The 21,787-nt window shown below is 45.9% G+C and carries 17 protein-coding genes and 1 pseudogene; 13 read left to right on the forward strand and 5 right to left on the reverse strand.

What is annotated here, in order from left to right:
- The first annotated feature begins 261 nt into the window (after positions 1 to 261).
- The 3 genes and pseudogenes from BS614_RS08490 to BS614_RS08500 all read left to right on the forward strand — a co-directional run bounded on the left by BS614_RS08490 (position 262) and on the right by BS614_RS08500 (position 4,364).
- Positions 262 to 1,440: pseudogene (locus BS614_RS08490) on the forward strand (alanyl-tRNA editing protein).
- A 108-nt stretch (positions 1,441 to 1,548) separates the two neighbouring features.
- Positions 1,549 to 2,853 carry a DUF1963 domain-containing protein gene (locus BS614_RS08495; RefSeq protein ID WP_074093648.1) on the forward strand — a complete coding sequence of 435 codons (1,305 nt, stop codon included), beginning with the start codon at positions 1,549 to 1,551 and terminating at the stop codon, positions 2,851 to 2,853.
- A gap of 392 nt (positions 2,854 to 3,245) precedes the next feature.
- Positions 3,246 to 4,364: an IS110 family RNA-guided transposase gene (locus BS614_RS08500; protein WP_074093649.1), complete on the forward strand. Its 1,119-nt coding sequence runs from the start codon at positions 3,246 to 3,248 to the stop codon at positions 4,362 to 4,364.
- A 622-nt stretch (positions 4,365 to 4,986) separates the two neighbouring features.
- Here the strand turns inward: BS614_RS08500 and BS614_RS08505 are convergent.
- Complete coding sequence (locus BS614_RS08505) at positions 4,987 to 5,334, reverse strand: DUF1801 domain-containing protein (protein ID WP_074093650.1); 348 nt, start codon at positions 5,332 to 5,334, stop codon at positions 4,987 to 4,989.
- The gene (locus BS614_RS08510) at positions 5,331 to 5,906 is read right to left on the reverse strand and encodes a GNAT family N-acetyltransferase (RefSeq protein ID WP_210436966.1); all 576 of its coding nucleotides are present in this window, start codon (positions 5,904 to 5,906) and stop codon (positions 5,331 to 5,333) included. Before BS614_RS08510 ends, BS614_RS08505 begins: the two co-directional genes overlap by 4 nt.
- Before the next feature lie 255 nt (positions 5,907 to 6,161).
- Here BS614_RS08510 and BS614_RS08515 point away from each other — a divergent pair, with 255 nt between their 5' ends.
- The 5 genes from BS614_RS08515 (at position 6,162) to BS614_RS08535 (ending at position 11,302) form a co-directional block, all read left to right on the forward strand.
- Complete coding sequence (locus BS614_RS08515; RefSeq protein WP_074093651.1) at positions 6,162 to 6,617, forward strand: GNAT family N-acetyltransferase; 456 nt, start codon at positions 6,162 to 6,164, stop codon at positions 6,615 to 6,617.
- Between the two features lie 164 nt (positions 6,618 to 6,781).
- Positions 6,782 to 7,063, forward strand: a complete 282-nt coding sequence (locus tag BS614_RS08520; protein ID WP_074093652.1) for a hypothetical protein — start codon at positions 6,782 to 6,784, stop codon at positions 7,061 to 7,063.
- A 95-nt stretch (positions 7,064 to 7,158) separates the two neighbouring features.
- The gene (locus BS614_RS08525) at positions 7,159 to 8,553 is read left to right on the forward strand and encodes an amino acid permease (RefSeq protein ID WP_074093653.1); all 1,395 of its coding nucleotides are present in this window, start codon (positions 7,159 to 7,161) and stop codon (positions 8,551 to 8,553) included.
- Positions 8,554 to 9,076: 523 nt separating this feature from the next.
- Positions 9,077 to 9,367, forward strand: a complete 291-nt coding sequence (locus BS614_RS08530; protein WP_047841737.1) for a hypothetical protein — start codon at positions 9,077 to 9,079, stop codon at positions 9,365 to 9,367.
- 180 nt (positions 9,368 to 9,547) lie between these two features.
- Positions 9,548 to 11,302: a methyl-accepting chemotaxis protein gene (locus BS614_RS08535; RefSeq protein WP_074093654.1), complete on the forward strand. Its 1,755-nt coding sequence runs from the start codon at positions 9,548 to 9,550 to the stop codon at positions 11,300 to 11,302.
- Positions 11,303 to 11,416: 114 nt separating this feature from the next.
- Here BS614_RS08535 and BS614_RS08540 read toward each other — a convergent pair whose 3' ends face one another.
- Positions 11,417 to 12,328, reverse strand: coding sequence for a LysR family transcriptional regulator (locus tag BS614_RS08540; RefSeq protein ID WP_074093655.1), 912 nt, complete (start codon positions 12,326 to 12,328; stop codon positions 11,417 to 11,419).
- Between the two features lie 333 nt (positions 12,329 to 12,661).
- On the opposite strand from BS614_RS08540, the gene BS614_RS08545 reads away from it, so the two are divergent.
- Positions 12,662 to 13,705 (forward strand): 2,3-butanediol dehydrogenase, encoded by a 1,044-nt coding sequence (locus BS614_RS08545; RefSeq protein ID WP_074093656.1) that lies wholly within the window; start codon positions 12,662 to 12,664, stop codon positions 13,703 to 13,705.
- Positions 13,706 to 13,837: 132 nt separating this feature from the next.
- Here BS614_RS08545 and BS614_RS08550 read toward each other — a convergent pair whose 3' ends face one another.
- Both BS614_RS08550 and BS614_RS08555 read right to left on the reverse strand, forming a co-directional pair.
- The gene (locus BS614_RS08550) at positions 13,838 to 14,350 is read right to left on the reverse strand and encodes a GNAT family N-acetyltransferase (protein ID WP_074093657.1); all 513 of its coding nucleotides are present in this window, start codon (positions 14,348 to 14,350) and stop codon (positions 13,838 to 13,840) included.
- A 129-nt stretch (positions 14,351 to 14,479) separates the two neighbouring features.
- Positions 14,480 to 15,244, reverse strand: coding sequence for a helix-turn-helix transcriptional regulator (locus tag BS614_RS08555; protein WP_157116049.1), 765 nt, complete (start codon positions 15,242 to 15,244; stop codon positions 14,480 to 14,482).
- A 378-nt stretch (positions 15,245 to 15,622) separates the two neighbouring features.
- Here BS614_RS08555 and BS614_RS08560 point away from each other — a divergent pair, with 378 nt between their 5' ends.
- The 4 genes from BS614_RS08560 to BS614_RS08575 all read left to right on the forward strand — a co-directional run bounded on the left by BS614_RS08560 (position 15,623) and on the right by BS614_RS08575 (position 21,781).
- The gene (locus tag BS614_RS08560) at positions 15,623 to 17,944 is read left to right on the forward strand and encodes a beta-L-arabinofuranosidase domain-containing protein (RefSeq protein WP_074093658.1); all 2,322 of its coding nucleotides are present in this window, start codon (positions 15,623 to 15,625) and stop codon (positions 17,942 to 17,944) included.
- Between the two features lie 82 nt (positions 17,945 to 18,026).
- A complete protein-coding gene (locus BS614_RS08565) occupies positions 18,027 to 18,593 on the forward strand; it encodes a Uma2 family endonuclease (RefSeq protein ID WP_074093659.1) in 567 nt (188 codons plus the stop codon).
- A 755-nt stretch (positions 18,594 to 19,348) separates the two neighbouring features.
- On the forward strand, positions 19,349 to 20,080 hold the full coding sequence (locus BS614_RS08570; protein WP_167544442.1) for a hypothetical protein: 732 nt from the start codon (positions 19,349 to 19,351) through the stop codon (positions 20,078 to 20,080).
- Between the two features lie 12 nt (positions 20,081 to 20,092).
- Positions 20,093 to 21,781 carry a vWA domain-containing protein gene (locus tag BS614_RS08575; protein ID WP_074093661.1) on the forward strand — a complete coding sequence of 563 codons (1,689 nt, stop codon included), beginning with the start codon at positions 20,093 to 20,095 and terminating at the stop codon, positions 21,779 to 21,781.
- The last annotated feature ends 6 nt before the right edge of the window (positions 21,782 to 21,787 follow it).

The raw sequence follows: 21,787 nt of genomic DNA on the forward strand, positions 1-21,787 counted from the left end.
ATTCACTCTGCTTTTTTTTATTAAAGTCGAACAAGACAGTTTGAATGTTTATCTTAAAAACATCATAGAACGATAAGTCTTTACTAGAAGCATCTTCTTGCAAACGTTCCTTTCTCGATTAATAGCTATTTTCGCTCACAGAGTAGTCTTTTGGATATGAAAAGGGGATACTCTATGCCATAAATTGGCTTGAAGGTTCCAGATAGTGTAATCTTGAGATTATGAAAACTCATTTGAACGAGAAGGGATCGGGATGATTCAATGACGCAAAAAATCTATTATGACTCTGCTTACACAAGAGAGTGGCATACAACGATTACAGGCAGAGTGGACAAGGAAGACGGCGTATATGTCACATTGGCGGAGACTGCTTTTTACCCGCATGGGGGCGGACAGCCTTGTGATCTGGGACATATTGGTGGCATCGCTGTTCTGGATGTGAACATTGAAGATGGTGACGTATGGCATAAGCTGGAACGCGCCCCTGAAGAGACTAAGGTACATTGTGAGATTGACTGGGAGCGCAGATTCGATCATATGCAGCAGCATACGGGTCAGCATTTGTTATCGGCAATCACTCTAAAGCTGACTGAAGCGATGACCCTCAGTTTCCATCTTGGTACGGAGTATGACACGATTGATGTGGCTGCGGCTGAACTGTGAGCGAATCAATTAACCGCCATTGAACAAGAAGTGAATCGCCAGATCTATCGTAACGCTCGTATCAACACGTCTTGGGTTACAGCAGAAGAGGCCGCACAATTGCCACTGGTGAAGCAGCCTACGGTAACGGAGGACATTCGCATCGTCGAGATCGAGGGTGTGGAGTATAACGCCTGCGGCGGAACGCATGTGTCGGCGACGGGTGAGATCGGCATCATCAAACTGTTGAAAACTGAAAAAGTGAAGGGCGGCACCCGCATTTATTTCAAATGTGGGACAAGGGCGCTGAATGAATTCACAACTACACAAAACGTGCTCAATAGCATCATGGTTAAATTAAAGACAAGTAAGGACGAATTATTGGAGCGTATTGAGAAAATGGAACTGGAGCAAAAACAGCTGCAAACCGAGCTGAATGCAGTGAAAACAACCAACGATGCCTATTATGCGGAGGAACTTCTCGCCGCTCGGCAGGGGCTGGTCATTGCTCAGGTCTTTGAAGACAAATCGCTCAAGGATATGCAGAGTCTTGCTACCAAGCTGACGGCAGACCACGAGGGTCTTGTACTCTTTGCCAGCATCTCAGAGGCCAAAGTTGTTCTGGCACAGAACGGACAGCCGCCCGAATGGGCCTGTGGACCTTTCTTTAAAGGCAATCTTGGAGCCTACCAAGGCAAAGGTGGCGGTAGTGAAAAGATGGCTCAGGCAGGTTTTGCCAGCAGTGAAGATGCACTCGCCTTTTATGAATTCACCAAGGACCAGTTGGGACATCACTGATGTGTGTTTTCTAATATAAGATCGGCAGGCATTTAAATATGGAGTAAGGAACAAGCACGTCACATTGTGGCGTGTTTTCCATTGCCAATAGATGAAGGAGGTTGGAGCATGACAGAACGAATTCCGTGTATACGAGAAGAGTGTGCAAATACCATTTTACCAGCAACAGCGTTGAAAACGGGTGGTTATTGCATGCCTTGCAAGCAGGAGATGGAACGCGAGGAGCGTCAGAGATACATTGAAGCGAATCGACGTGACGTGAACTTGTATGCAGGTATCACAGACCCGGTCGAAATTTTGAAAATCATGCACAAACCTCAGGTTCGCGATCCACTAATTCGTTATACGCCCTATGAACAATCCGAGGAACAGGTATATCTATCTTTGTCTGTAGAGCAACAAGATCAGATGAAGGATTACGCGATGCAACGGATTCGTACAGGTGATGAAGATACGGGCAAAGACATTCTGGTATATCTGGTCTGCTACCATGATATATCGTTGACTGTCGAAATTCCTGAGCTGCTGGAACAGGAGATCTATTATCCTGCCATTTTGTATAAAAGTGCCTCGGGTGAGGTTCGTGATCATCTCTTGCAGCAGGTGAATACCGATGATGAGAATCGGAACCACATATTGCTCATGCTGGCCCATATCGGAGATGATGTTGTCGTGCAGCAGTTCCGGCAGTGGAGACAATCTCCTCCATCTTGGGCGAACGAGTTATACGTGGCACCTGAGCATTACACCACTGAAGCTGGTTGGGAGCTTACAAAAGACGGGCAGCGCAGGGAATTATTCATCACCCCAAGTTATTCACTCTATAAAGAAAAAGAGAATGAAGGACCTAACGTGGAGTTAAGCGGAAGTTCACTATCGATGCTGAACCCTAGCACCAATTGCTGTCCATGGTGTGGCAATGCGTTAACCACCTTAATTAGTCTGGATGTTAAGCATCCAGCATTGAATGACGTTTCTTGGCATGCTCAGCAACTTCAGATACGGACTTGCGTGATATGCAGCAGTTACGGTGTGGTTTACATGGAGATGGACGCGGGAGGGGAACCGTTATGGAGTTCACATAATGTCATGCCTGCGGGAATGGACGAGATTGACCTGGACGACTATGGTAAACTTGCACCGGATGTTGGCCAGCAGTTTGGGATTGCGAATGCATCACGTCATGCATTCCATGCCAGTGAGTGGGCGATGGAGCCATCGTTATCTCAGGTCGGCGGCCATCCGGGATGGGTTCAAGATGCGGAGTACCCAACATGTCCACGCTGTTCCACGAGAATGAAGGCTGTCGCACAACTGGACTGGGGCGAGGTTGAGAAATATGGTGAGGGTATGTATTACATGTTCATATGTGAGCCATGTCAGATGACCGCCGTATCGTACCAGCAATCTTGATGGTGGAAGCTAGTATAAAACATTATAAGCAATTATAAGCAGTCATCTTATTATGATATTACACCGCTTTTAAGGTTGGAATGACAGTAGTAGACAGACTATAACCAAGGGGCATCCCGAAGTTCTTGGAACTTCATGGGATGCCCCTTTGCCCTGCGCAGGATGGATGTGAGATATCTTTGCTACAGCCAGTCGTTTATGCTATTTATTTAGCCGCCAGAGTGAGAATGGGTTGTTTTTTCTACATGCAGAAGAAGCTTGTCGTACTCACACTATCTAGCTATGATGAACGTAACCGCAAAAATAGCCCTCCATATTGCTGCACATCGTAGGTTAAAATGGACAGTAAGAACCACCATTTCAGAGCTACACAGCAAAGGAGAGCTATCCCTATGAAGTCTACCACAAAATTCATTGGTTTAGATGTATCCAAAGAAAAAATTTCTGTCGCTATTGCTGACGAGGGTAAAGACAAGCCGCGGTATTACGGTACCATTGCTCATGCGCCTGCTGCCTTACGCAAACTCATCAAAGAGTTGGGTCCGGCAAGCTCCCTCTCGTTTTGTTATGAGGCCGGTCCTACAGGATACGAAACCTACCGCTGGATCGAATCCATGGGGGCCCATTGTGTCGTCATTGCCCCTTCACTCATCCCCAAACGCTCCGGCGATCACGTGAAAACCGATCGACGGGATGCCGAGCAACTGGCACGTCTGTTCCGTGCAGGCGAGCTTACGCCGATTTACGTTCCAGCACGTGAAGATGAGGCGCTTCGTGAATTGGTTCGGGCACGCGAATCGGCAAAAGAAGATGCTCACCGGGCTCGTCAACGCGTGCTCAAATTTTTATTGCGTCACCAGATCCATCCGCCTGAACAACTCAAACGTCGCTGGACGAAAAAATATCGCGTATGGCTTGGACAACTGACCTTCCCGAATGCGCCTATGCAGATTGCGTTTACAGAGTACCTTCATGCCATGGACGAGATCGAGCAACGCATCGGTCGACTGGAAAAAGCCTTGATTGAAGAGGCAGCGACCAGTTCCAAAGCCGATTTGATTCAGATTTTACAGTCTCTGCGTGGCATTGGATTTCTCACGGCCATCACGCTTGCTGCGGAGATCGGTTCCTTTGCCCGGTTCCGTTCTCCTGCTCAGCTCATGGCTTACTTAGGCCTAGTTCCGCGTGAGCATTCGTCTGGAGTCCGTACCCAACGAGGCTCGCTCACCAAAGCGGGAAATGGACGATTGCGTCGCACCTTGATTGAATCGGCATGGAGTTACCGCCATCGGCCTGCGATTAAAGGGGACTTGGCCCGCCGTTTGGAAGGTCTGCCTGCGGACATACAGCTCATTTCATGGAAAGCCCAGGAACGGCTGCACCGAAAATTCCGCCGTTTAGTTTATGGATTAAACAAACACAAAAATGTCGCGGTCACCGCGGTGGCCAGGGAACTGACCGGGTTCATTTGGGCGATCGCCCGAACGTTGGAGCTACCGAACGCTCAGTAATCTGTTATTCATCTTGAAGAGACGGATGGTTTAAACGGAAAAAGGGGAAAACCCCGGAGCCCTAAGCCCGGGAGTTCATGGAAGGTTCAGGAGAGAATGTACGAGGTTCGTTTGCACTAGGCTTTTAATGGGCTGAACGTGCGTGGCTAGCTTGTAACAGCTCTCCTTGACGAAGGCATACCATGTGGTAACCAACCCACGGATAGCAGCGTGCCAACCGTCGCTCGCATATGGACTCCCGCGCTTAGGGCTTCGGCGAAAAGCAGCATTTTGTGCTGGGCTTGACAAAAACGTTCATAGCAACGAACCTGGCACGTCTTATTTGGCGAATATGCAGCACTGTAGAATTCTAACGAATCGTAGCCACGTTATTTCTCCAATTGTCAGGGTTTTTCGAAGAAAATCCAAGTTTTTTTCTGTCATAAGACTGCTGAGATTCGTTAGAATTTCATATGCTTGTAAAACTGCGACATAAGGTGTGTCCGATTCGTTAGCGCTTGCCCCAAACCCAAACCCACCCCATACACACTACCCGCACATTACGGCCCACACCATACGTTCCACACATTACCACCTAAATTACTACTGCTTCGTATGAACGTCGTCTCTTCACTACATCCGTCTACAATTCCGCAGATGCCTGCTTCAACAAACCAGCCAACCATTCATAGTCCGGTGTATCTTTTTCCTTGAGTTTGATCGTTTTTCGTTCTTCCGGGCCTTCAAATATCCCATCGGGGAGATCGAGTCCAGTTGCATGAAAGATGGTGAAAGACATGGCTTGTTTGGAAGGCGAGATGACCGCAGCGTACTTTCCGTTTTTCAAAAAATGAGGTTTCTTGTATTGCACGCGTTCTTGTACGTCAGGGATGGTATCATGCACCAACTGGCGCAATTGTTCAGCGACTTGTATTTGCCAGGGGATCTGAATCTGTTCAATAAACGCAGTAACTTCTGCATTCTTGGTCATACTTGTTTACCCTCCGTATGGATCTGATTGTGTGTTTCCCATTCTGGTCTTAGGATTCCCATCATCAAGCGGTCGTAACGCTTACCATCACGATATACAGCGGAGCGTGCCCGACCTTCCAACTGAAAACCAACCTTCTCATAGGAACGGATTGCTTTGGCATTGTAGGCGATGACATCGAGGCCAACCCGGTCCAGATTCATCTCATGGAACGCATATCGTAAAATAAGATTCAACGCTTCCGTGCCATATCCCTTGTTGCGATGTTTGGCAAGTCCGATGCCAATGGCAAGCTGTCCGCAGCGGTTGTTCCATTCAATGCCATGAATGACGACAAAACCAATCAGCGTATCCTCTTCATGCGTGCGAAGTCTGAAGTAAACTTCCTTGTTCTTCGTTTCGCCCTCATCCTCCAACTGTTTCTCCGAATAGGGAATGGCCAGATCAGTATCCACATTCCGAAGGTACTCCGGGTCTTCGTTCCATTGCAGCATGGTCTGCACGTCTTCAGTTCGTGGTGGCGTCATCTTTAATCGTTTGCTATAAAACAGGTTATCCGTAGTGAGTGTCATAGGGGTCTCCTTTAAATTAAGTTAAGCTTGCTTCACCTTAGTTCCACGTTTAACTCTATGTATATTGCGCAATAGACCTCGCCCCTTTGGCATATGATAGCCTCATCATACTGGAAATTACAGGTGGATCACAATAGCGTATTTCAGTGGATATAAGTAACCTCTTGTCATAAAACCTAACACGGTAGTAAGATAAAATGATTGATATACATTCAGTGATAAAACCAATAAAAATGTCGGCGGGAGTGGTACGTTATGGAGATCAAAGTGGATGATTTGAGTGGAGTCCAAGTTAAGGCTTTAATTGCAGAGCACCTGCAAGGGATGGCAGCAGATTCGCCTCCAGAGAGTATTCATGCGTTGAATCTGGATGGACTCAAGGAGCCCGAAATTACTTTCTGGTGTGCTTGGGAAGGGGACGACTTGCTCGGCTGCGGGGCTATCAAAGAACTTGATTCAGAGCATGCAGAGTTGAAGTCAATGCGTACCGCTTCGGCTCATCTGAGAAAAGGCGTAGCGAGAAAAATTTTGGCTCATATTATGGAGGTTGCCATAGACCGTGGTTATAAGCGAATCAGTCTGGAGACGGGTTCAATGGATTCATTTATCCCGGCACGGAAGTTGTATGAAGATTTCGGATTTGAATATTGCGAACCATTCGCGGATTATGTATTGGACCCGAACAGCACGTTTATGACGAGAACAATTTAAATGGATTTACATGAGAAACCAGTATTCTGTTTTTTACAGGACGCTGGTTTTTTAATTTTGCAACATATTGTACATTTTAAAAGTTGGAAAAAGAGTAGAATAAACTCAATAATACGCATTAAAACAACATGGCCTTGTGACGAAGAATGTGGAGGGAGTCGTGCATGATTTACTGGTGGTTCGATCATATGAATCCGCTGTTTGCTGTCTTGGTGTTATGTCCCATCATTGCTGTGGTGCTTGGAGTATGCAGTTATTTTGCCAAATGGTTTAGACTCTGGGTAGCGCTGATTATTTCTTTTATGCTGCCTTTGTTGTATATTGCGAGTGATCTTTCAACATGGGGAAGTAACGTAGGCGCTTGGTTCATCTATGGGGCAGTGTACAGTTTGCTCAGCTGGATTGTACATAGATTGCTTCATGCGATTGTGGGGTATAAAACATAGGTTATGTCCATATATGTTTGGGATGAATTGGCCATAAGGAACTTCTGGGCTGATTGATGGACAATAGGGTATACTGGACATTATGTCTATGAAATATGACAGCATTACAGACGTTTTTTACATCAGGAGGACTTGAATTGGCTCAGACAGAAGGAACACTACAAAAAAAGCTTAAACCAAGACACATCAGTTTTATGGCTATGGGTGGTGTCATTGGAACGGGAATTTTCAAAGGCAGTGCAGAGACGATTGGACTCGCGGGTCCGGGCGTTATTGTCACATACATTTTTGCCGGATTATTGCTGCTGGTTGTTATGGCCGCGATGGCGGAGATGGCTACGGTGTACAAGAACAAAAATATGAAAGACTTCGTGCAGGAGGCATTTGGTAGCAGAGTATCTTTTGTTATGGGATGGATGTACTGCTTTCTATGGTTATCGGTGTGTGTCATTGAGGTGATTGCCGCCGGGAGTTTTTTGCAGTATTGGTTCAGTGAAGTACCGCTGTGGATGCTGAGTCTGGCTTGTGCGGCGTTCATTATACTGGTTAATCTGTTAAGTGTAGGTGTGTTCGGGGAATTTGAGTTTTGGCTGGCCGGGATCAAAATTGCCATGATCATTATTTTTATCTTCCTGGGTGCAGGATTGATCTTTGGAATTATCCCAAGTGACAACACCCCTTATCTGCAAAATTATACGCAAGCAGGCGGCTTCTTCCCGAACGGATGGTCTTCGATCTTCTCGGCACTGCTTGTGGTCATGTTCTCTTATGGAGGATCGGAGCTGATTGGTCTGACCCTGACCGAGACGGAAAATGCAGAAAAAGTGATGCCCAAAATCGTGGGCAATTTCATGCTCAGAATTATTCTGTTCTTCACCTTGCCGATTCTCATCATCTGTGGTCTTATCCCATGGAATGAGATCGGGCCGGAGAGCAGTCCATTTGTACAGGTGCTTGCATCCACGGGACTGCCGGGAGCAGCACACATAATGAACTTTATTTTGGTGACTGCCGTTCTGTCTGCTGCGAATTCAGGGATCTATGGTGCATCCCGGATGATGCACTCCATGGCAGTGGGCGGGGAAGCTCCGAAGGCATTGTCACAGACGAATCGCAACGGTAGCCCTGTTAACACACTTCTGGTGTGTTCAGTAGTTTTGCTCGGAGGTTCCTTGCTAGGCCTGTTCGCGCAGGATCAACTGTTCCGCGTATTGCTCGCAGTTCCGGGGTTTGTTGTAATCCTTGTGTGGATCTGTATTGCTTCATCACAGTTGAAATTGCGGAAGAGATATCCGGTTCAACCGACCTTCAAAGTTTGGGGATTCCCTTACATAACCGGAGTCGTTGTATTATGTCTTAGTGTGATTGCGGTGATGTTTGTATTCGATGAAGGTAATCGGTTCAGCATTAGCATCTGTCTTGCCGTGCTCGCGTTGCTGATTATCTGGTCCCTGATTCGATTCAGGAAGACGAATGGACGAACAGTTTAGTAATTGGTTGGGTAGTATGCAAATGTAGAACAACATGACATCTCGGCGCTTGCGGCGGGGTGTTTTTTTGTTTGCACTAAGGGAACGATCTTATTTCGGAATGGGAAGTTCTGTTTTTGTTATATTTGCCTGAACAGTTGATATCTGTCTCGAAACAATTTACAACAGCTCAGAATCAGGTTTTTCAGATGAATAACATCTTGAAACAACATTTATTCGAAATCTAAAGACAGTGGGATGGTACTATAGCTCATGAGATTATTGGACATTATGAAGCGTTTAAAAGCGGAAAAGCTTTTGAACTATATAATCTTGATGATGCAACGTATGCGCGAAATTTTGCGTTGGACGAAGCACAAGCCAGTATAAGAGCGGCGAGATTTGCCCCAGAGTTAACTTCTGTAGAGAGAATGACACTACTCAGAGATGCGATTACGAGATTGAAAAATGCAGATCTCCGTGTAAAGGATGTAAAAAACGAACTTTATATTCAACATAGATAGAAGGAGAAGGGATTGTAATTATGTATAAATTAATGAATGTTGGAGATATTTTTGAATCGTCAGAACATGGCACTATTTTAGTGGGAATCAATCCTGATCTTGATAATCTGAGCCATGATCAAATTAAAAAGCGAATCAATAATTATATTTTTGTACGAACACCTGACAATAAAGAATTTTCAATAGAAGTGGTTTCAATACAAATCTCAAGTTCGTTAATGAATAAAAAAAGTATTGGTATATGTGTTGGTAAATCAATAAGCCAATCCGAGATCCCTATTAACTCAGTAGTGTATACACAAAACTCCTAATACTGATCCAATGAACAAAGCTACCACGGCCATGATAGCGTTTTTATGTAAACCCAATATTTTCTTGCCTAATTCGACATATTCGTTTACTATTTTCCCATACATAGTGCTTCAAGCATGCGTTTTTTGGGTAGCGCCTAGTCAAAAAGGCTTGGGTTCACGGGAGAGGAAGAGGAGCGGATGATTGGTTTTTTTAGAAAACGTTTGGTTGTGCGCATTGTTGCAGTAGTTACACTGGTCATTACGATTATAGCCATTGGTAGCATGTTGTTACAGGTGGCCAATATGAAACTAGCTGCGCAGGAGGCCATTTCGAGTTACAACATCCAGATTGCTCAGAGTTATGTGAATCAGCTGGATACAGCATCTTATGCCGAGTTTGCCAAGGACCCCAAGGAGAATGACGAATTCTTGAAGATTCGTGATGAACTGGATGACTTTCGCGTAAGCATTGGTGCAATGTATGTGTATTTCGTCAAAATAGATGACAAAGGTACGCCACTTATTATGGTGGATGGCATGAAGGATGTAGATAAAGCCTCACCGATTAATGAAGTTACGGATGTCCCTCAGGAGGCTGTGCAGAAGCTGTTACAGGGGCAAACAGCCAGTTCTTCGATCATTAACAATGAGGAGTATGGTGACTATATTTCCTCATACGCTCCCATGCTGGATAGTAATGGCGCTGTAACAGGTGTAATTGGTATCGATACGGCGGTATCGGTAATCGGAAGCATTGAATCGGATATTATGAAATCGAGTATTCCCTTCTATGCCTTATTGCTACTAATTACACTTATAGGCATTGCTGTTGTCACGTGGTTTATCGTAAGAGGACTGCGACCACTTCAACCGCTGAAGGCGAGTGTGGAAAAAATGGCACAGGGTGAGCTTGCAGACGCGAATCAAATTTTGACGTCGTATCGTTTGCGCAGCCAAGATGAGATTGGAACCACATATCAAGCGATGATACATATGTCCGGGAACTTGAATAAGATTGTGAGTAACATGGTTGAAGGCGTAGCAGTAACCACAGGTATTTTATCAGAATCAACGAAGGAATTTAATCGCAGTACCGAAGAGATGCTTGAGATGGGCAAGACGGTTGATCAATCTGTCGAACAGATTAGGCAGGGTGCACATACGCAGAAGCAGGGTGCAAGCGATAGCGCGAATGCGATGGAAGAGATTGCAAAAGGCATAACGGATATTTCCGAATCCTCGATGATTGTATCGGATGCAGCAACAAGTGCGCTTTCTACGGCGGAGTCCGGTAAACAGAGCATGACAATGATGAAAACACAGATGGAGAGCATCTCAAATGTCTCAAGTGAAGTTGTAGCGATGGTCCAGGTGCTGAACAACTACTCCCAGGAAATTGGTGGTGCGCTGCATACGGTTCGTGATTTTGCGAGTCAGACGAAGCTGCTTGCGCTTAATGCATCCATAGAGGCAGCACATGCAGGAGAACACGGCAAAGGTTTTGCGGTTGTGGCGGATGAAGTTCGGAAGCTTGCTGAGGCCTCAAGCACATCCATGGAACGGATCTCCGACTTGCTGCTTCGTATTCAACAAGAATCACAGCAAATTGGCTCACAGATGGGGGTTACTGCAACCGAGATTGGACAAGGTGTTACGATTACCGCAGAAGCGGAGCAAGCTTTCGCTCATGTAGTTGATGCGTTCCAACTGGTGACCAGCCGCATTCAGGAAGTCTCCGCTGCAGCAGAGGAAATCTCGGCAGGATCGGAAGAGGCTGCAGCCTCCGTCAATACGATCTCGCAGATATCAGCCGGGGTGTCGGATCATTCGGATGAAATCTATCGCTTGATGCGTGAACAGTCGGCTATGTTCAACAGGGTGGCGCAGACCTCCACCATGCTGGAGCAGCAGACGAACGAGATGAGTGAAGCCGTACGTAAAGTTAAAGTATAGTTTGAGTAAGGTGTAGTAATAGTAACGCAAGAGATAGTCAGAAAAGTGTTCCGCTCTTGGAGAAGTTGGTGTTCATCCCAAACTTCCTTCAAAGGGTGGAGCACTTTTTTAGATTTAAATTTTTAATTGATCCAGCTCTATCGCCTGTCTGAAGCGTTGGGCGAATCGTTCTGCAGCTACGGCGGACTCCTTGGACTCCGTCTGCACGAAGCCAATTTGCATTTTGGGTTGATCGATTCCAGCGATCTCTACCATCTTCACCAGACCTTCTTTCCATAATGGATTCTGGTGAAAGGAAAAGTCGTGACCAATCGTGGCGGCAATATCGTTTCTTAACACCATGTTGATGGCTTCTGAATTATTTGTTTTAAACAGAATGGACAGAGATCCATGATCATAGGTGAATTCCTTTATGAAGTCTTCGATGAAACCATCTCGATACAGTGCCAGCTTGTGTTCTTTTAATTGATCCGGTGTAACGCGGCTGTGCTTGGCAAGTTCAGACAGGTGATGAGTACCAACTACCAGCTTGCCCGAGTACATGGGACTGAAGTGAAGTCCATCGAATTCCCGCAATTGTTTGGCATAGATCGCGATAAAGCCCAGATGGGTTTTGTTATTGCGAATATCCTCGATAATTTCCATGGACCCTTTCTCTTCAATGGAGATGTTAAGTTGCGGGTGCTCACGCTTCATATCCGCAGCAGACTGGACAAGATAGGGCATGACACTTGGAAAAGTAGCCACATGAAGCTCTCCGCTAAGTGAGGAGGCTTCTGCGTTCAGGGATTTTAATTCATCAATTCGCTGCAAAATGTCCAGTGCCTTGGCAATGAATTGTTTGCCTTCGGGAGTGGGATGAGTTCCCTGCCGCGAGCGTTCGAACAGGATGATACCCAATTCTTTCTCCAGACGATGAACCGACTGGCTGATCGCCGATTGTGTGACATGTAGATGCTCCGAGGCGGCGGAGAATGATTGCGTTTTCGCAATTTCAACGACATATTCGAGCTGTTCCAGATTCATGATTTCATCTCCGTTTAGCATTAATACAACTAATGTTAACATTATTATCTATAAATATGAATAATACATGAACAGCGATATAATATATAGACAAGCGTTATAGTTCTTTACGATATAAGTAGAACCTTAACTTTTACACCAGAAACGCAGAGTGCAGAACCAATCTGAAGAAGCAGAGCGTGCGCCTTTATCACCGGATTTTTCCCTTGCATCAAGGGAATGAAGAAAATCTGGGGATAAGAGTGATCGAAAGATGGTACTGCAATCAGCGTGATCAGGTGTAACATATCTAGTTCAACTTATATAGACAATCATATAAAGGGGATGAGCTTCATGAAAGCAGCAGTATGGTACGGCCATAAAGACGTTCGTGTAGAAGAACGGGAGGTTCCGGTTGCTCAAGCGGGTCAGGTCAAAATCAAAGTGGAATACGCGGGGATCTGCGGCAGTGACTTGCATGCCTATCATCATGGTGTGGGGATTCAAGAAGGCGAGAATCATCCGCTCTCAGGACAGAAAGCACCGCTGACATTGGGTCATGAATTTGCAGGAACCGTGAGTCAATTGGGGAATAATGTAAGCGGTATCAGTGTAGGGGATCGAGTCGTGGTAGAGCCGTTGTACCATTGTGGAAAATGTGAGTACTGTATCCAGGGTCGTTACAACCAATGTACTCAATTTGGATTCGTTGGACTGAATGGTGATGGTGGTTTTGCGGAGTACGTTGTTGTTGAAGCATACATGGTTCACCCCATACCGGATAACGTAACTTTCGAAGAAGGCGCGCTCGTTGAGCCCACGGCAGTAGCCTTTCACGCGGTTCGTCATAGCAAGCTGAAAGTGGGAAACAAGGTAGCTGTATACGGAGCCGGTCCAATTGGATTATTGACGATTCTGTCAGCCAAAGCAGCAGGAGCCTCTGAAATCTATGCAGTCGATGTTTTTGAGGAACGTCTCGACCTGGCAGGCAAGCTGGGAGCGATTCCGGTGAACAGTGCCAAAGTTAATGCAACAGAGGTGATCTTGCAGCAATCGGGCGGCATTGATGTGGCTTATGAAGCAGCGGGTGTGCAACCAACGATGGATAGCGCCATTGCGGTTGTCAAAAAAGGTGGAGAAGTTGTTGTCATCGCTGCGATACCCAATCCGCTTCAAGTGAACTTCTTCGATCTTCTGATCAAAGAAGCGAATCTAACGGCAACGCTGGCATATCGCCACATTTTTCCTGAAGTGATTTCATTGATTGCTGAAGGGGCGCTCGATGTGAAACAGGTCATCACCAAGAAAATCAAACTGGATGACATCGTACAGGAAGGACTTGAGCTGCTGATGAGCGACAAGAGCCATGCGAAGATTTTGGTAGAGATTGGCGGCTAAAAAATCAATAGCGATGTATCATTTCAAATGTTGATTGATCATTTATAAACGTAAAACAGACCGTCATGAAGATGATTGGTCTGTTTTACGATTCATTCTCCGCTGCTGACCGCGTGTTGCTGTTACCCAACACTAGGAATCATAACGGTAACAGATCGCCTTGCCCTCGCTACTCTCGGAGCTGAATTCCTCATCCTCTGTAAATCCAAAACGCTCATATAAACGGATGGCATTGACCATCTGACCGCCCGTATATAAATACACCGTATTTTTGCCCATGTCCTTGGCAGATTCTACGCATTGCTGGAGCAATTCTCTGGCGATCCCATGACCTCTCCATTTTGGATCAACACCCAACAGCCGAATAAACGGATAATCGATCGGCAATTCAAAGTTTGGATAAGCCTTGCGTGCTGTTTCGAATAATTGGACTGTACCGACAATCTGATCATCAATCTTGGCGATCCATAATTGTGTCAGGTACGGATTAACCACAGACTCTCTAATATCTTTGAGGTAGGCCTCCCATCGTTCATTTTGTTCAAAAGTCTCCCGATACTCGGCGTAACTTGCAACAAGGATATCTACAATCTCTGGATGGTCCGTTTCTGTGGCAGGGTGAATCGTAACGGCAGCCGTTGTCATCTTATAATTCCCCTTCTCTTATGGGTTAAGTATGGAATGTAGTTTTCTTGCATTTTACCATAACGGATTCAATCCGATTCATTCAAATTTTCTATAGTTAACTCAGTCATTTCTATAGATCAAAGTGCATCAGCGATTGAGCTGTGTGGAATACAGATGATTGCGATATTCGGTTGGCGTATTGCCTTCGTATTGCTTGAACATGCGCAGGAACAGCTTGTAGTCGGAGAAGCCGCATTGTCCGGCAATTTCTTTTACACTGGCATTGGTGTTCAGCAGCAGCTGTTTCGCCCGGCGAATACGTTCTGTGAGGATATAGGTTTTGAGTCCAGTACCTTTCTCACGTTTCACCATTTTGGAAATATAGTCTTTGTTAAAATTAAAATTTTCTGCAATCTGACTCACTGTGATGTTTGTATGCAGATGAATATCCACCCACTTGCAGATATGGTCCACAATCGCATTGTGCGGGCGATAATCGGCCTCTATATTGCGTTCCAGCTCTTTGAACAACAATAACAAAGCAGCATTGGCTTCCTCCGTTGAAAAGGATGACACATGCAGCAATTGCTTGAATAACTGATTGGCCATGGAAGGTACCTGAATGGTGGCATGTGTCCTAAAGAGGCTGAATTCTGCCTGCACGGCATCATAGTGAACCCAGTAGAAACTGACGGGTGTGTCGCTGATCTGGTAGCCGTAATGGGTGCGACCGGCGCGCAGAAACAACAGATCGTTGGCACGAACTACATATTGTTCCTCTTCTTCCGCGATGTACATCTCACCTTCCAGCATCAAAATGATCTCGTGAACGGGCATGCTGCGTCTCATGTGGCTCCAGTTGCCGTCGGATATGAACTTGCCGCACAGGTAATGTTCCAGTGGCTTTTGCATAGGACGGATTTATCCACCTTTTCTTGGATTATGAGTCTGATGTAATTGTATTTTATTTGATACTATGGGGATATTCAAGCTCTACAGTGGATTGATGAGTATTAGTCTTGTAGCTAATAAAACGGATTTTACCCCTCAAGAATGAATGGATATCTATATCTATATAAGTTGAACTAATCATTTACATGATAACGGAGAGGACAGAAAAAACCTGAAAAAGCGGAGCGTTCGCCTTTATCCCCGGATTTTCCCCTTCGGAAAAGGGAATCAAAAAATCTGGGGGTAACAGCGATTGGAAGGTTATTCTGTCATCGTAGTGTCAGTGTAAATAATCTTTAGTTCAACTTATATATTACATCCCGAGAAGGAGTGAGTGTCATGATTGATACGAAAAAAGGATTTCTGGGACCGGAACATGTAGATCTGTTAAATGGTGTGTTCCAAACATCACAAGAGGTGGGGGAGCGGTACCTGTTATCGCTGGATATTGATCGATTCCTGGCTCCATGCTTCGAAGCTCATGGTTTACCTGCCCGAAAAGAGCGTTACGCGGGTTGGGAGGCACGTACCATCAGCGGACATTCCCTCGGACATTATCTGTCTGCCCTGGCTGTGACGTATCAGGCAACCGGGAATATCACGTTAAAAGAAAGACTGGATTATGCTGTCACCGAGCTGGCGAGAATCCAGCAGACCACGGGGAGTGGGTATATCGGTGGTTTGTCCGAAGAACCTTTCCACATGGCTTTTCGAGCAGAGAATATCGGTGGATTCAATATCGGTGAATACTGGGTTCCCTGGTACAGTGTGCACAAAATCTATCGCGGCCTGATTGATGCCTATAAACTCACTGGCAACGGACAGGCACTTGATGTCGTTACTCGATTTGCAGACTGGGCGGTTGAAGGTTTGCTCCCGATGACAGAAGAACAGATGCAGACGATGCTTCAAAGTGAACACGGGGGCATGAATGAAGTATTTGCACATTTGTATGGGATTACCGGCAAAGCCTTATATCTTGAGATCGCTAACAAGTTTACCCATCAATTGATCCTGAGACCCTTGGAGCACAAGCAGGACGATCTTCAAGGCAGACACGCCAATACGCAGATTCCCAAAGTGATCGGTGCAGCCGAAATCTATAACCAGGACCATACCCATGAGAGTTATCGGACAGCGGCAGAGTTTTTCTGGAATACCACGGTGCATCATCGTTCTTACGTATTTGGTGCGACGAGCATTTCGGAGCATTACGAAGCAAAGGGCATGGAGAGTCTTGGCATCAAAACAGGAGAGAGCTGCTGTACTCACAACATGTTGCACCTTACCAAGCAACTCTTCGCCTGGAATCACGATAGTGCCTACATGGACTATTATGAAAACGCCATCTATAATCACATCCTTGGCACGCAGGACCCGGATACGGGGAACAAAACGTATTTTGCATCAACGCTGCAAGGCCACTACAAAATCTATGGTACTCACGATACCGCTTGGTGGTGCTGTACAGGATCAGGCATGGAGAACCCGGGCAAATATGCCGAGGCGATCTATTTTGAAGATGAACAGGACCTGTACGTCAACCTGTATATCGCTTCCCAGCTGGATTGGACGTCTCAGGGAATATCCCTGAAGCTCGAAACCGACTTTCCTTATTCGGAAAAGGTGACCCTGACGATCACCGGAGGCAGCGCCTCGGCCCATCTAAGACTACGCGTACCCTCATGGCTGCAAGAGCCAATGACGGCAACAGTTAACAGGGATACGGAACATCCGTATACACGGATGGAACCCGGCTATCTTTCCATCGACCGCACATGGACAACGGGCGATGTCATCACCATCACACTGCCGATGTCACTCCGCCAGTACACTGCCCGGGATGATTCCCACAAAGTGGCATTCCTGTACGGCCCGATAGTACTCGCTGGTGCACTAGGAAACGAGGGTCTTCCGGAGGATACGATTGTGGATGAAACAGCTCTAAATCCCAAGACTGCACCTGTGCCTGTGATCTGGACGGAGCAGGATGATGTACGAGAGTGGATCAAGGTTGTGGATGCAGACACGTTAACATTTGAACTTAGCAAAGATGTTACTTCCACAGGCGAAGCCGTGAAGCTCATTCCGTTCTATGATGTGCATCACGAATTTTATACCGTGTACTGGCCGTTTAACGATGAAGGGGATGCGCTGGAGAAAGAGTTGAACGATATCACGATCGACAGGGTTCAAGCGGATGGTCAGCAGGATGAGATTGGACATCAACTAGATAGCAATTGCCGTGGGGAGCATCATAATGGTTCTACCACGGATGGCCGTAAGAAGTTGCATATGTGGCGAGAGGCTTTTGGCGTCAGTGGAGCTTACTTCAGTTACCAACTGGCGGTGGATCGTAAAGCAACCAATTATCTATGTGTGGCCTATTGGGGCGGAGATCATTCCGCGTTTAAACGGGAAGGTAAGTTATATGACAGACAATTCGCTATTACCGTGGATGGAACACTCATTGGCGAGCAGAGAATTCACATGAATAAAATTGGCGACGTGTTCTATGTGACCTACGATATTCCTGAGGCCGTAACATCAGGCAAAAACAGCGTTACAGTAATGTTCCAGGCGAAGGGAGACAATGGCTGTGCCGGGAAAGTTGTAGAGGTGCGCACCACGCGAAGTAAACGGGAATCCATCTTTTCATAATAAGAGGCACGGTGTGAAAAGGCGCAAACACAATGTTATAATGAAAATAAATTACGGTTAGTTGGAAGAGGAGGTTGGAAGTGTGGCAAAACCCGATAGTAAAGGTACTTATAACTTTCAGGATTGGTTAACTTGGGAGGGGGCATGGGAATTAATTAACGGCAAAGCTTTTAATATGTCCCCAGCACCCACTTCATTGCACCAGTTTATTGTGGGTGAGCTGCACTTCTCTTTACGGACTTTTTTTCAGAATCGGAAATGTTTTGTGTTTGTTGCCCCTTTTGATGTGTATTTTAGCGAAAATGAACAATATGACCTACCAGATCAAGTTGTACAGCCTGATTTATCGGTAGTGTGCTCCAAAGACCAGATATCCAAAAGTGGCTGTCACGGTGCGCCTTCTTTAATTATTGAGGTGTTATCACCTTCGACTGCGTTAAAGGATTTTAACGAAAAATTTAACTTGTATCAGAAATATGGTGTGAACGAATACTGGATTGTTGACCCCGGCAATCAAACCGTCCATGTGTACACGCTGGAGGAAGGCAGTTACCAGACCCGTCATCTGTATACAGAGCAGGAAACGATTCAATCAGTTATATATCCCGAACTGGTAATTCCGTTGGATTCGCTGTTCAAGTTCAGGTAGTGCGAAGCGTCAATCTGTCTGCTACAGACGAAGCAATAAGGCGGCCATTTTTTTATTCTAACGAACCGTACACGTTTTATATGGGCAATATTGATGTGGTGGAAAATGTAACGAATCTCAGCGATGCTATTTCATTCGAAATAGGCGATAAACAACGTTTTTACACCTAATACGCGAACATAACGTGTCTCAGGTTCGTTACATTTTCAGATGAGCTGAAATACACCAAATAGCGTCACCTCAGTTCGTTAGCCGTAGAATACATTATTGTGGAAATTACTGCGCAGCGTAGAAGATGCACCTTTTTGTATCGTTGGGCATCGGCTCACCGGATCACTGGGGCAGCAAAATTATCAATAAGAACACGAAAAATAATGAACCAACGTAAAAGGGACGAAAGCGGATGATCTCCGATTCGTCCTTTTTGGATTGCTCCTTTTTCAGACAAGTCTTATATAAAAAATGACACGCGTAGCTATTTTCCACGTATTACCTGATAACATTTCTTCTCCACAATCTGCTGTCTCGTAAAACTCACTTTTTATGGATTGACCACAAAATTTCCTGCCAAGTTCCACGTTGTCCCTGAAAATATGAAATGGGATAAGCCCAAACCACGTATATTATGAGTATTCAAATATCCAATCATATCCACCTGAGAGCGTTAACATCATGTACAATAAGAATAAGTTGAATAGGAAAATTACGACATGAAGCACCAATATATAACATGAAAGGAGGTCGGATGATTGAACATGATCAAGTACATAAAATTGTTGGGATTAATCCTCGGTATTGTGGTTGTGAATGTTCTCGCATTCTCACCCGGCTTTATCGGGCTGAATTTCGAGGAGGGTGCATTCACAACTGCGCTATCCGTCACCCTTCTGTTCGGCAGTGCAATGGCACTCTTGTATGGGAGTTACACCTTGCTGTTCAGACAACCGGTAGTCCTGCCCGTGAAGCATATCGAAACGCATGAAGATTATGTGGAAGCACTATCTTTTTATAGGCGCATTAAAGTTCTCGAAGAAGATATTACGCTGGGGCTGTCCCAACTTAGTCGAATGAAAAAGAAAAAAGAAACCCTCCTGAACGTGCTTCATCAACGGTTTGATCCCGGGGAACTGAGCTACAAGAAATTTGCTTCGGTCACACTGGAAGTGGAGAAGTTGTTGTACCTGAACATCCGCAGTGTGCTGAACCGGTTGAATGTATTTGATGAAGCTGACTATGCCAACATGATGAAATCCAAATCCGAAAGCATTCCCCAGAAGCTTTTTCAGGAAAAAACCAAGGTATACAACGATTATCTGTCTTATGTAAAAAATGCATTACACACCAATGAGGAAATTTTGCTCAAGCTCGATCAGTTGTTACTGGAGATTTCACGTCTCGACAGCTTTGAAGCCGGAGATATTGAACAGATGCCTTGTATGCAGGAGATTGATCAGTTAATCAAGCACACCAAATTATACAGACAGTGAGGGGTTGCTCGTATGGCCAAGAAGGGAAAGTTTTTTTTCATATCGATTGTAATGCTGGTACTCGTATTTGGTCTGGTCTATGCAGGGATTACACTGACGTCGAACTTTGGCAAGTCAACTACACAGGTGAGCACAGAGAATGCAGGTAAGGAACTGGGAAAACTGTACGCGGACATTGCGCCAGCGACGGCGGAACCGGTCAAAGGACAGATTGATCTCGACCCGGTCGATGTGGCAGAATCACTGCCGGATATCTCCAAATTTGCAATTGCCGTAGAGAATACAACAAATGATTACGTCGAAATCTTCTCTTCCCCAGAGAAGTCGGGCAGCGGGGTAGATGGCTGGTTAACCGAAGTAGGCGAGGAGTTCAACAAAGCGAATATCACCGTTGGCGGGAAACAAGTATCGGTCAAAATCCGCAACATTGCCTCCGGTACGGCCACCGATTATATCAAGTCTGGTAAGTATATGCCGGATGCATTCACACCTTCCAATGAACTATGGGGCGAGATGGTTGAGGCCAGTGGGGTGAAGACAGAGATGGTATCCGAGCGATTGGTCGGGAATGTTCCGGGTATTGTCATCTCCAAAGCGAAATACGATGCACTGGTTGATACGTACGGCTCCGTTAATGTAAAAACCGTAACCGAAGCGATTGCCAACAATGAACTCGCGATGGGATATACCGATCCATTTGCCAGCTCCACAGGACTGAATTTCCTGGTGACCGCACTGAATACGTATGACAGCGCCAACCCACTTGGCGAGAAGGCTATTGAAGGGTTCGAAAAGTTCCAGACGAATGTACCGTTTACAGCGTCAACAACGATTCAGATGCGGGAAGCTGCCAAGTCAGGCAGACTGGATGCCTTTGTACTCGAATACCAGACGTATGTGAATACCGCCGACCTGAAGAGTGGTTACGTTTTTACACCATTTGGCGTGAGACATGATAGCCCGCTGTATGCATTGGGACAATTGCCGCAGAACAAAAAGGAGATTATCCAGAAATTCGCGGAATTCGTAACCCAAGCAAAGTACCAACAATCGGCGGAGGAGTTCGGTTTCAACGGGTTACAGGATTACAAATCCGAGCTGGCTACTGTGGATGGCGGCACGTTGTTGTCTGCACAGAAAGTATGGAAAGAGAAGAAAAACGGCAGTAAACCTATTGCTGCCGTGTTCGTGACAGACGTATCCGGAAGCATGGACGGCGAACCGCTTAACCGACTGAAGGAGTCCCTACGCAAAGGTCAGAAGTACCTGGGCACTGAGAATAGTATCGGCCTGGTTTCTTATTCTAGCGGGGTAACCGTGAATCTGCCGATTGCCAAGTATGATACGAACCAGCAGTCCATGTTTGTCGGAACAGTTGATAGTCTGCAAGCTGGCGGTGGTACGGCGACCTTTGACGGGATCGTGGTGGCGATGAAGATGCTGGAAGATTATATGGCTGCTGATCCAAACGTGAAGCCGCTGATCTTTGTCCTAAGTGATGGCGAGACCAACGAAGGTCATACCCTCAAGGATATCCGGGATCTGGTCGAGACGTACAAAGTGCCAATCTACACGATTGGGTACAACGCGGACATCAAGGCTTTGGAGAGCATCTCCAGCATTAACGAAGCCGCAAGCATCAATGCCGATACCGACGATGTCGTGTACAAGATCGGTAACCTGTTTAACGTACAGATGTAATCTAAA

Origin of the sequence: Paenibacillus xylanexedens, assembly GCF_001908275.1 — a bacterium.
In the GTDB taxonomy this organism is placed as follows: Bacteria; Bacillota; Bacilli; order Paenibacillales; family Paenibacillaceae; genus Paenibacillus; species Paenibacillus xylanexedens_A.

Coding starts and splice junctions, on each gene's coding strand:
- BS614_RS08515 (WP_074093651.1), top strand. CDS start 6,162: ATGGAGATCAAAGTGGATGATTTGAGTGGAGTCCAAGTTAAGGCTTTA.
- BS614_RS08575 (WP_074093661.1), top strand. CDS start 20,093: ATGGCCAAGAAGGGAAAGTTTTTTTTCATATCGATTGTAATGCTGGTA.
- BS614_RS08500 (WP_074093649.1), top strand. CDS start 3,246: ATGAAGTCTACCACAAAATTCATTGGTTTAGATGTATCCAAAGAAAAA.
- BS614_RS08510 (WP_210436966.1), bottom strand. CDS start 5,906: ATGACACTCACTACGGATAACCTGTTTTATAGCAAACGATTAAAGATG.
- BS614_RS08570 (WP_167544442.1), top strand. CDS start 19,349: ATGATCAAGTACATAAAATTGTTGGGATTAATCCTCGGTATTGTGGTT.
- BS614_RS08555 (WP_157116049.1), bottom strand. CDS start 15,244: ATGCAAAAGCCACTGGAACATTACCTGTGCGGCAAGTTCATATCCGAC.
- BS614_RS08560 (WP_074093658.1), top strand. CDS start 15,623: ATGATTGATACGAAAAAAGGATTTCTGGGACCGGAACATGTAGATCTG.
- BS614_RS08525 (WP_074093653.1), top strand. CDS start 7,159: ATGACAGCATTACAGACGTTTTTTACATCAGGAGGACTTGAATTGGCT.
- BS614_RS08520 (WP_074093652.1), top strand. CDS start 6,782: ATGATTTACTGGTGGTTCGATCATATGAATCCGCTGTTTGCTGTCTTG.
- BS614_RS08495 (WP_074093648.1), top strand. CDS start 1,549: ATGACAGAACGAATTCCGTGTATACGAGAAGAGTGTGCAAATACCATT.
- BS614_RS08530 (WP_047841737.1), top strand. CDS start 9,077: ATGTATAAATTAATGAATGTTGGAGATATTTTTGAATCGTCAGAACAT.
- BS614_RS08545 (WP_074093656.1), top strand. CDS start 12,662: ATGAAAGCAGCAGTATGGTACGGCCATAAAGACGTTCGTGTAGAAGAA.
- BS614_RS08540 (WP_074093655.1), bottom strand. CDS start 12,328: ATGAATCTGGAACAGCTCGAATATGTCGTTGAAATTGCGAAAACGCAA.
- BS614_RS08505 (WP_074093650.1), bottom strand. CDS start 5,334: ATGACCAAGAATGCAGAAGTTACTGCGTTTATTGAACAGATTCAGATC.
- BS614_RS08535 (WP_074093654.1), top strand. CDS start 9,548: ATGATTGGTTTTTTTAGAAAACGTTTGGTTGTGCGCATTGTTGCAGTA.
- BS614_RS08550 (WP_074093657.1), bottom strand. CDS start 14,350: ATGACAACGGCTGCCGTTACGATTCACCCTGCCACAGAAACGGACCAT.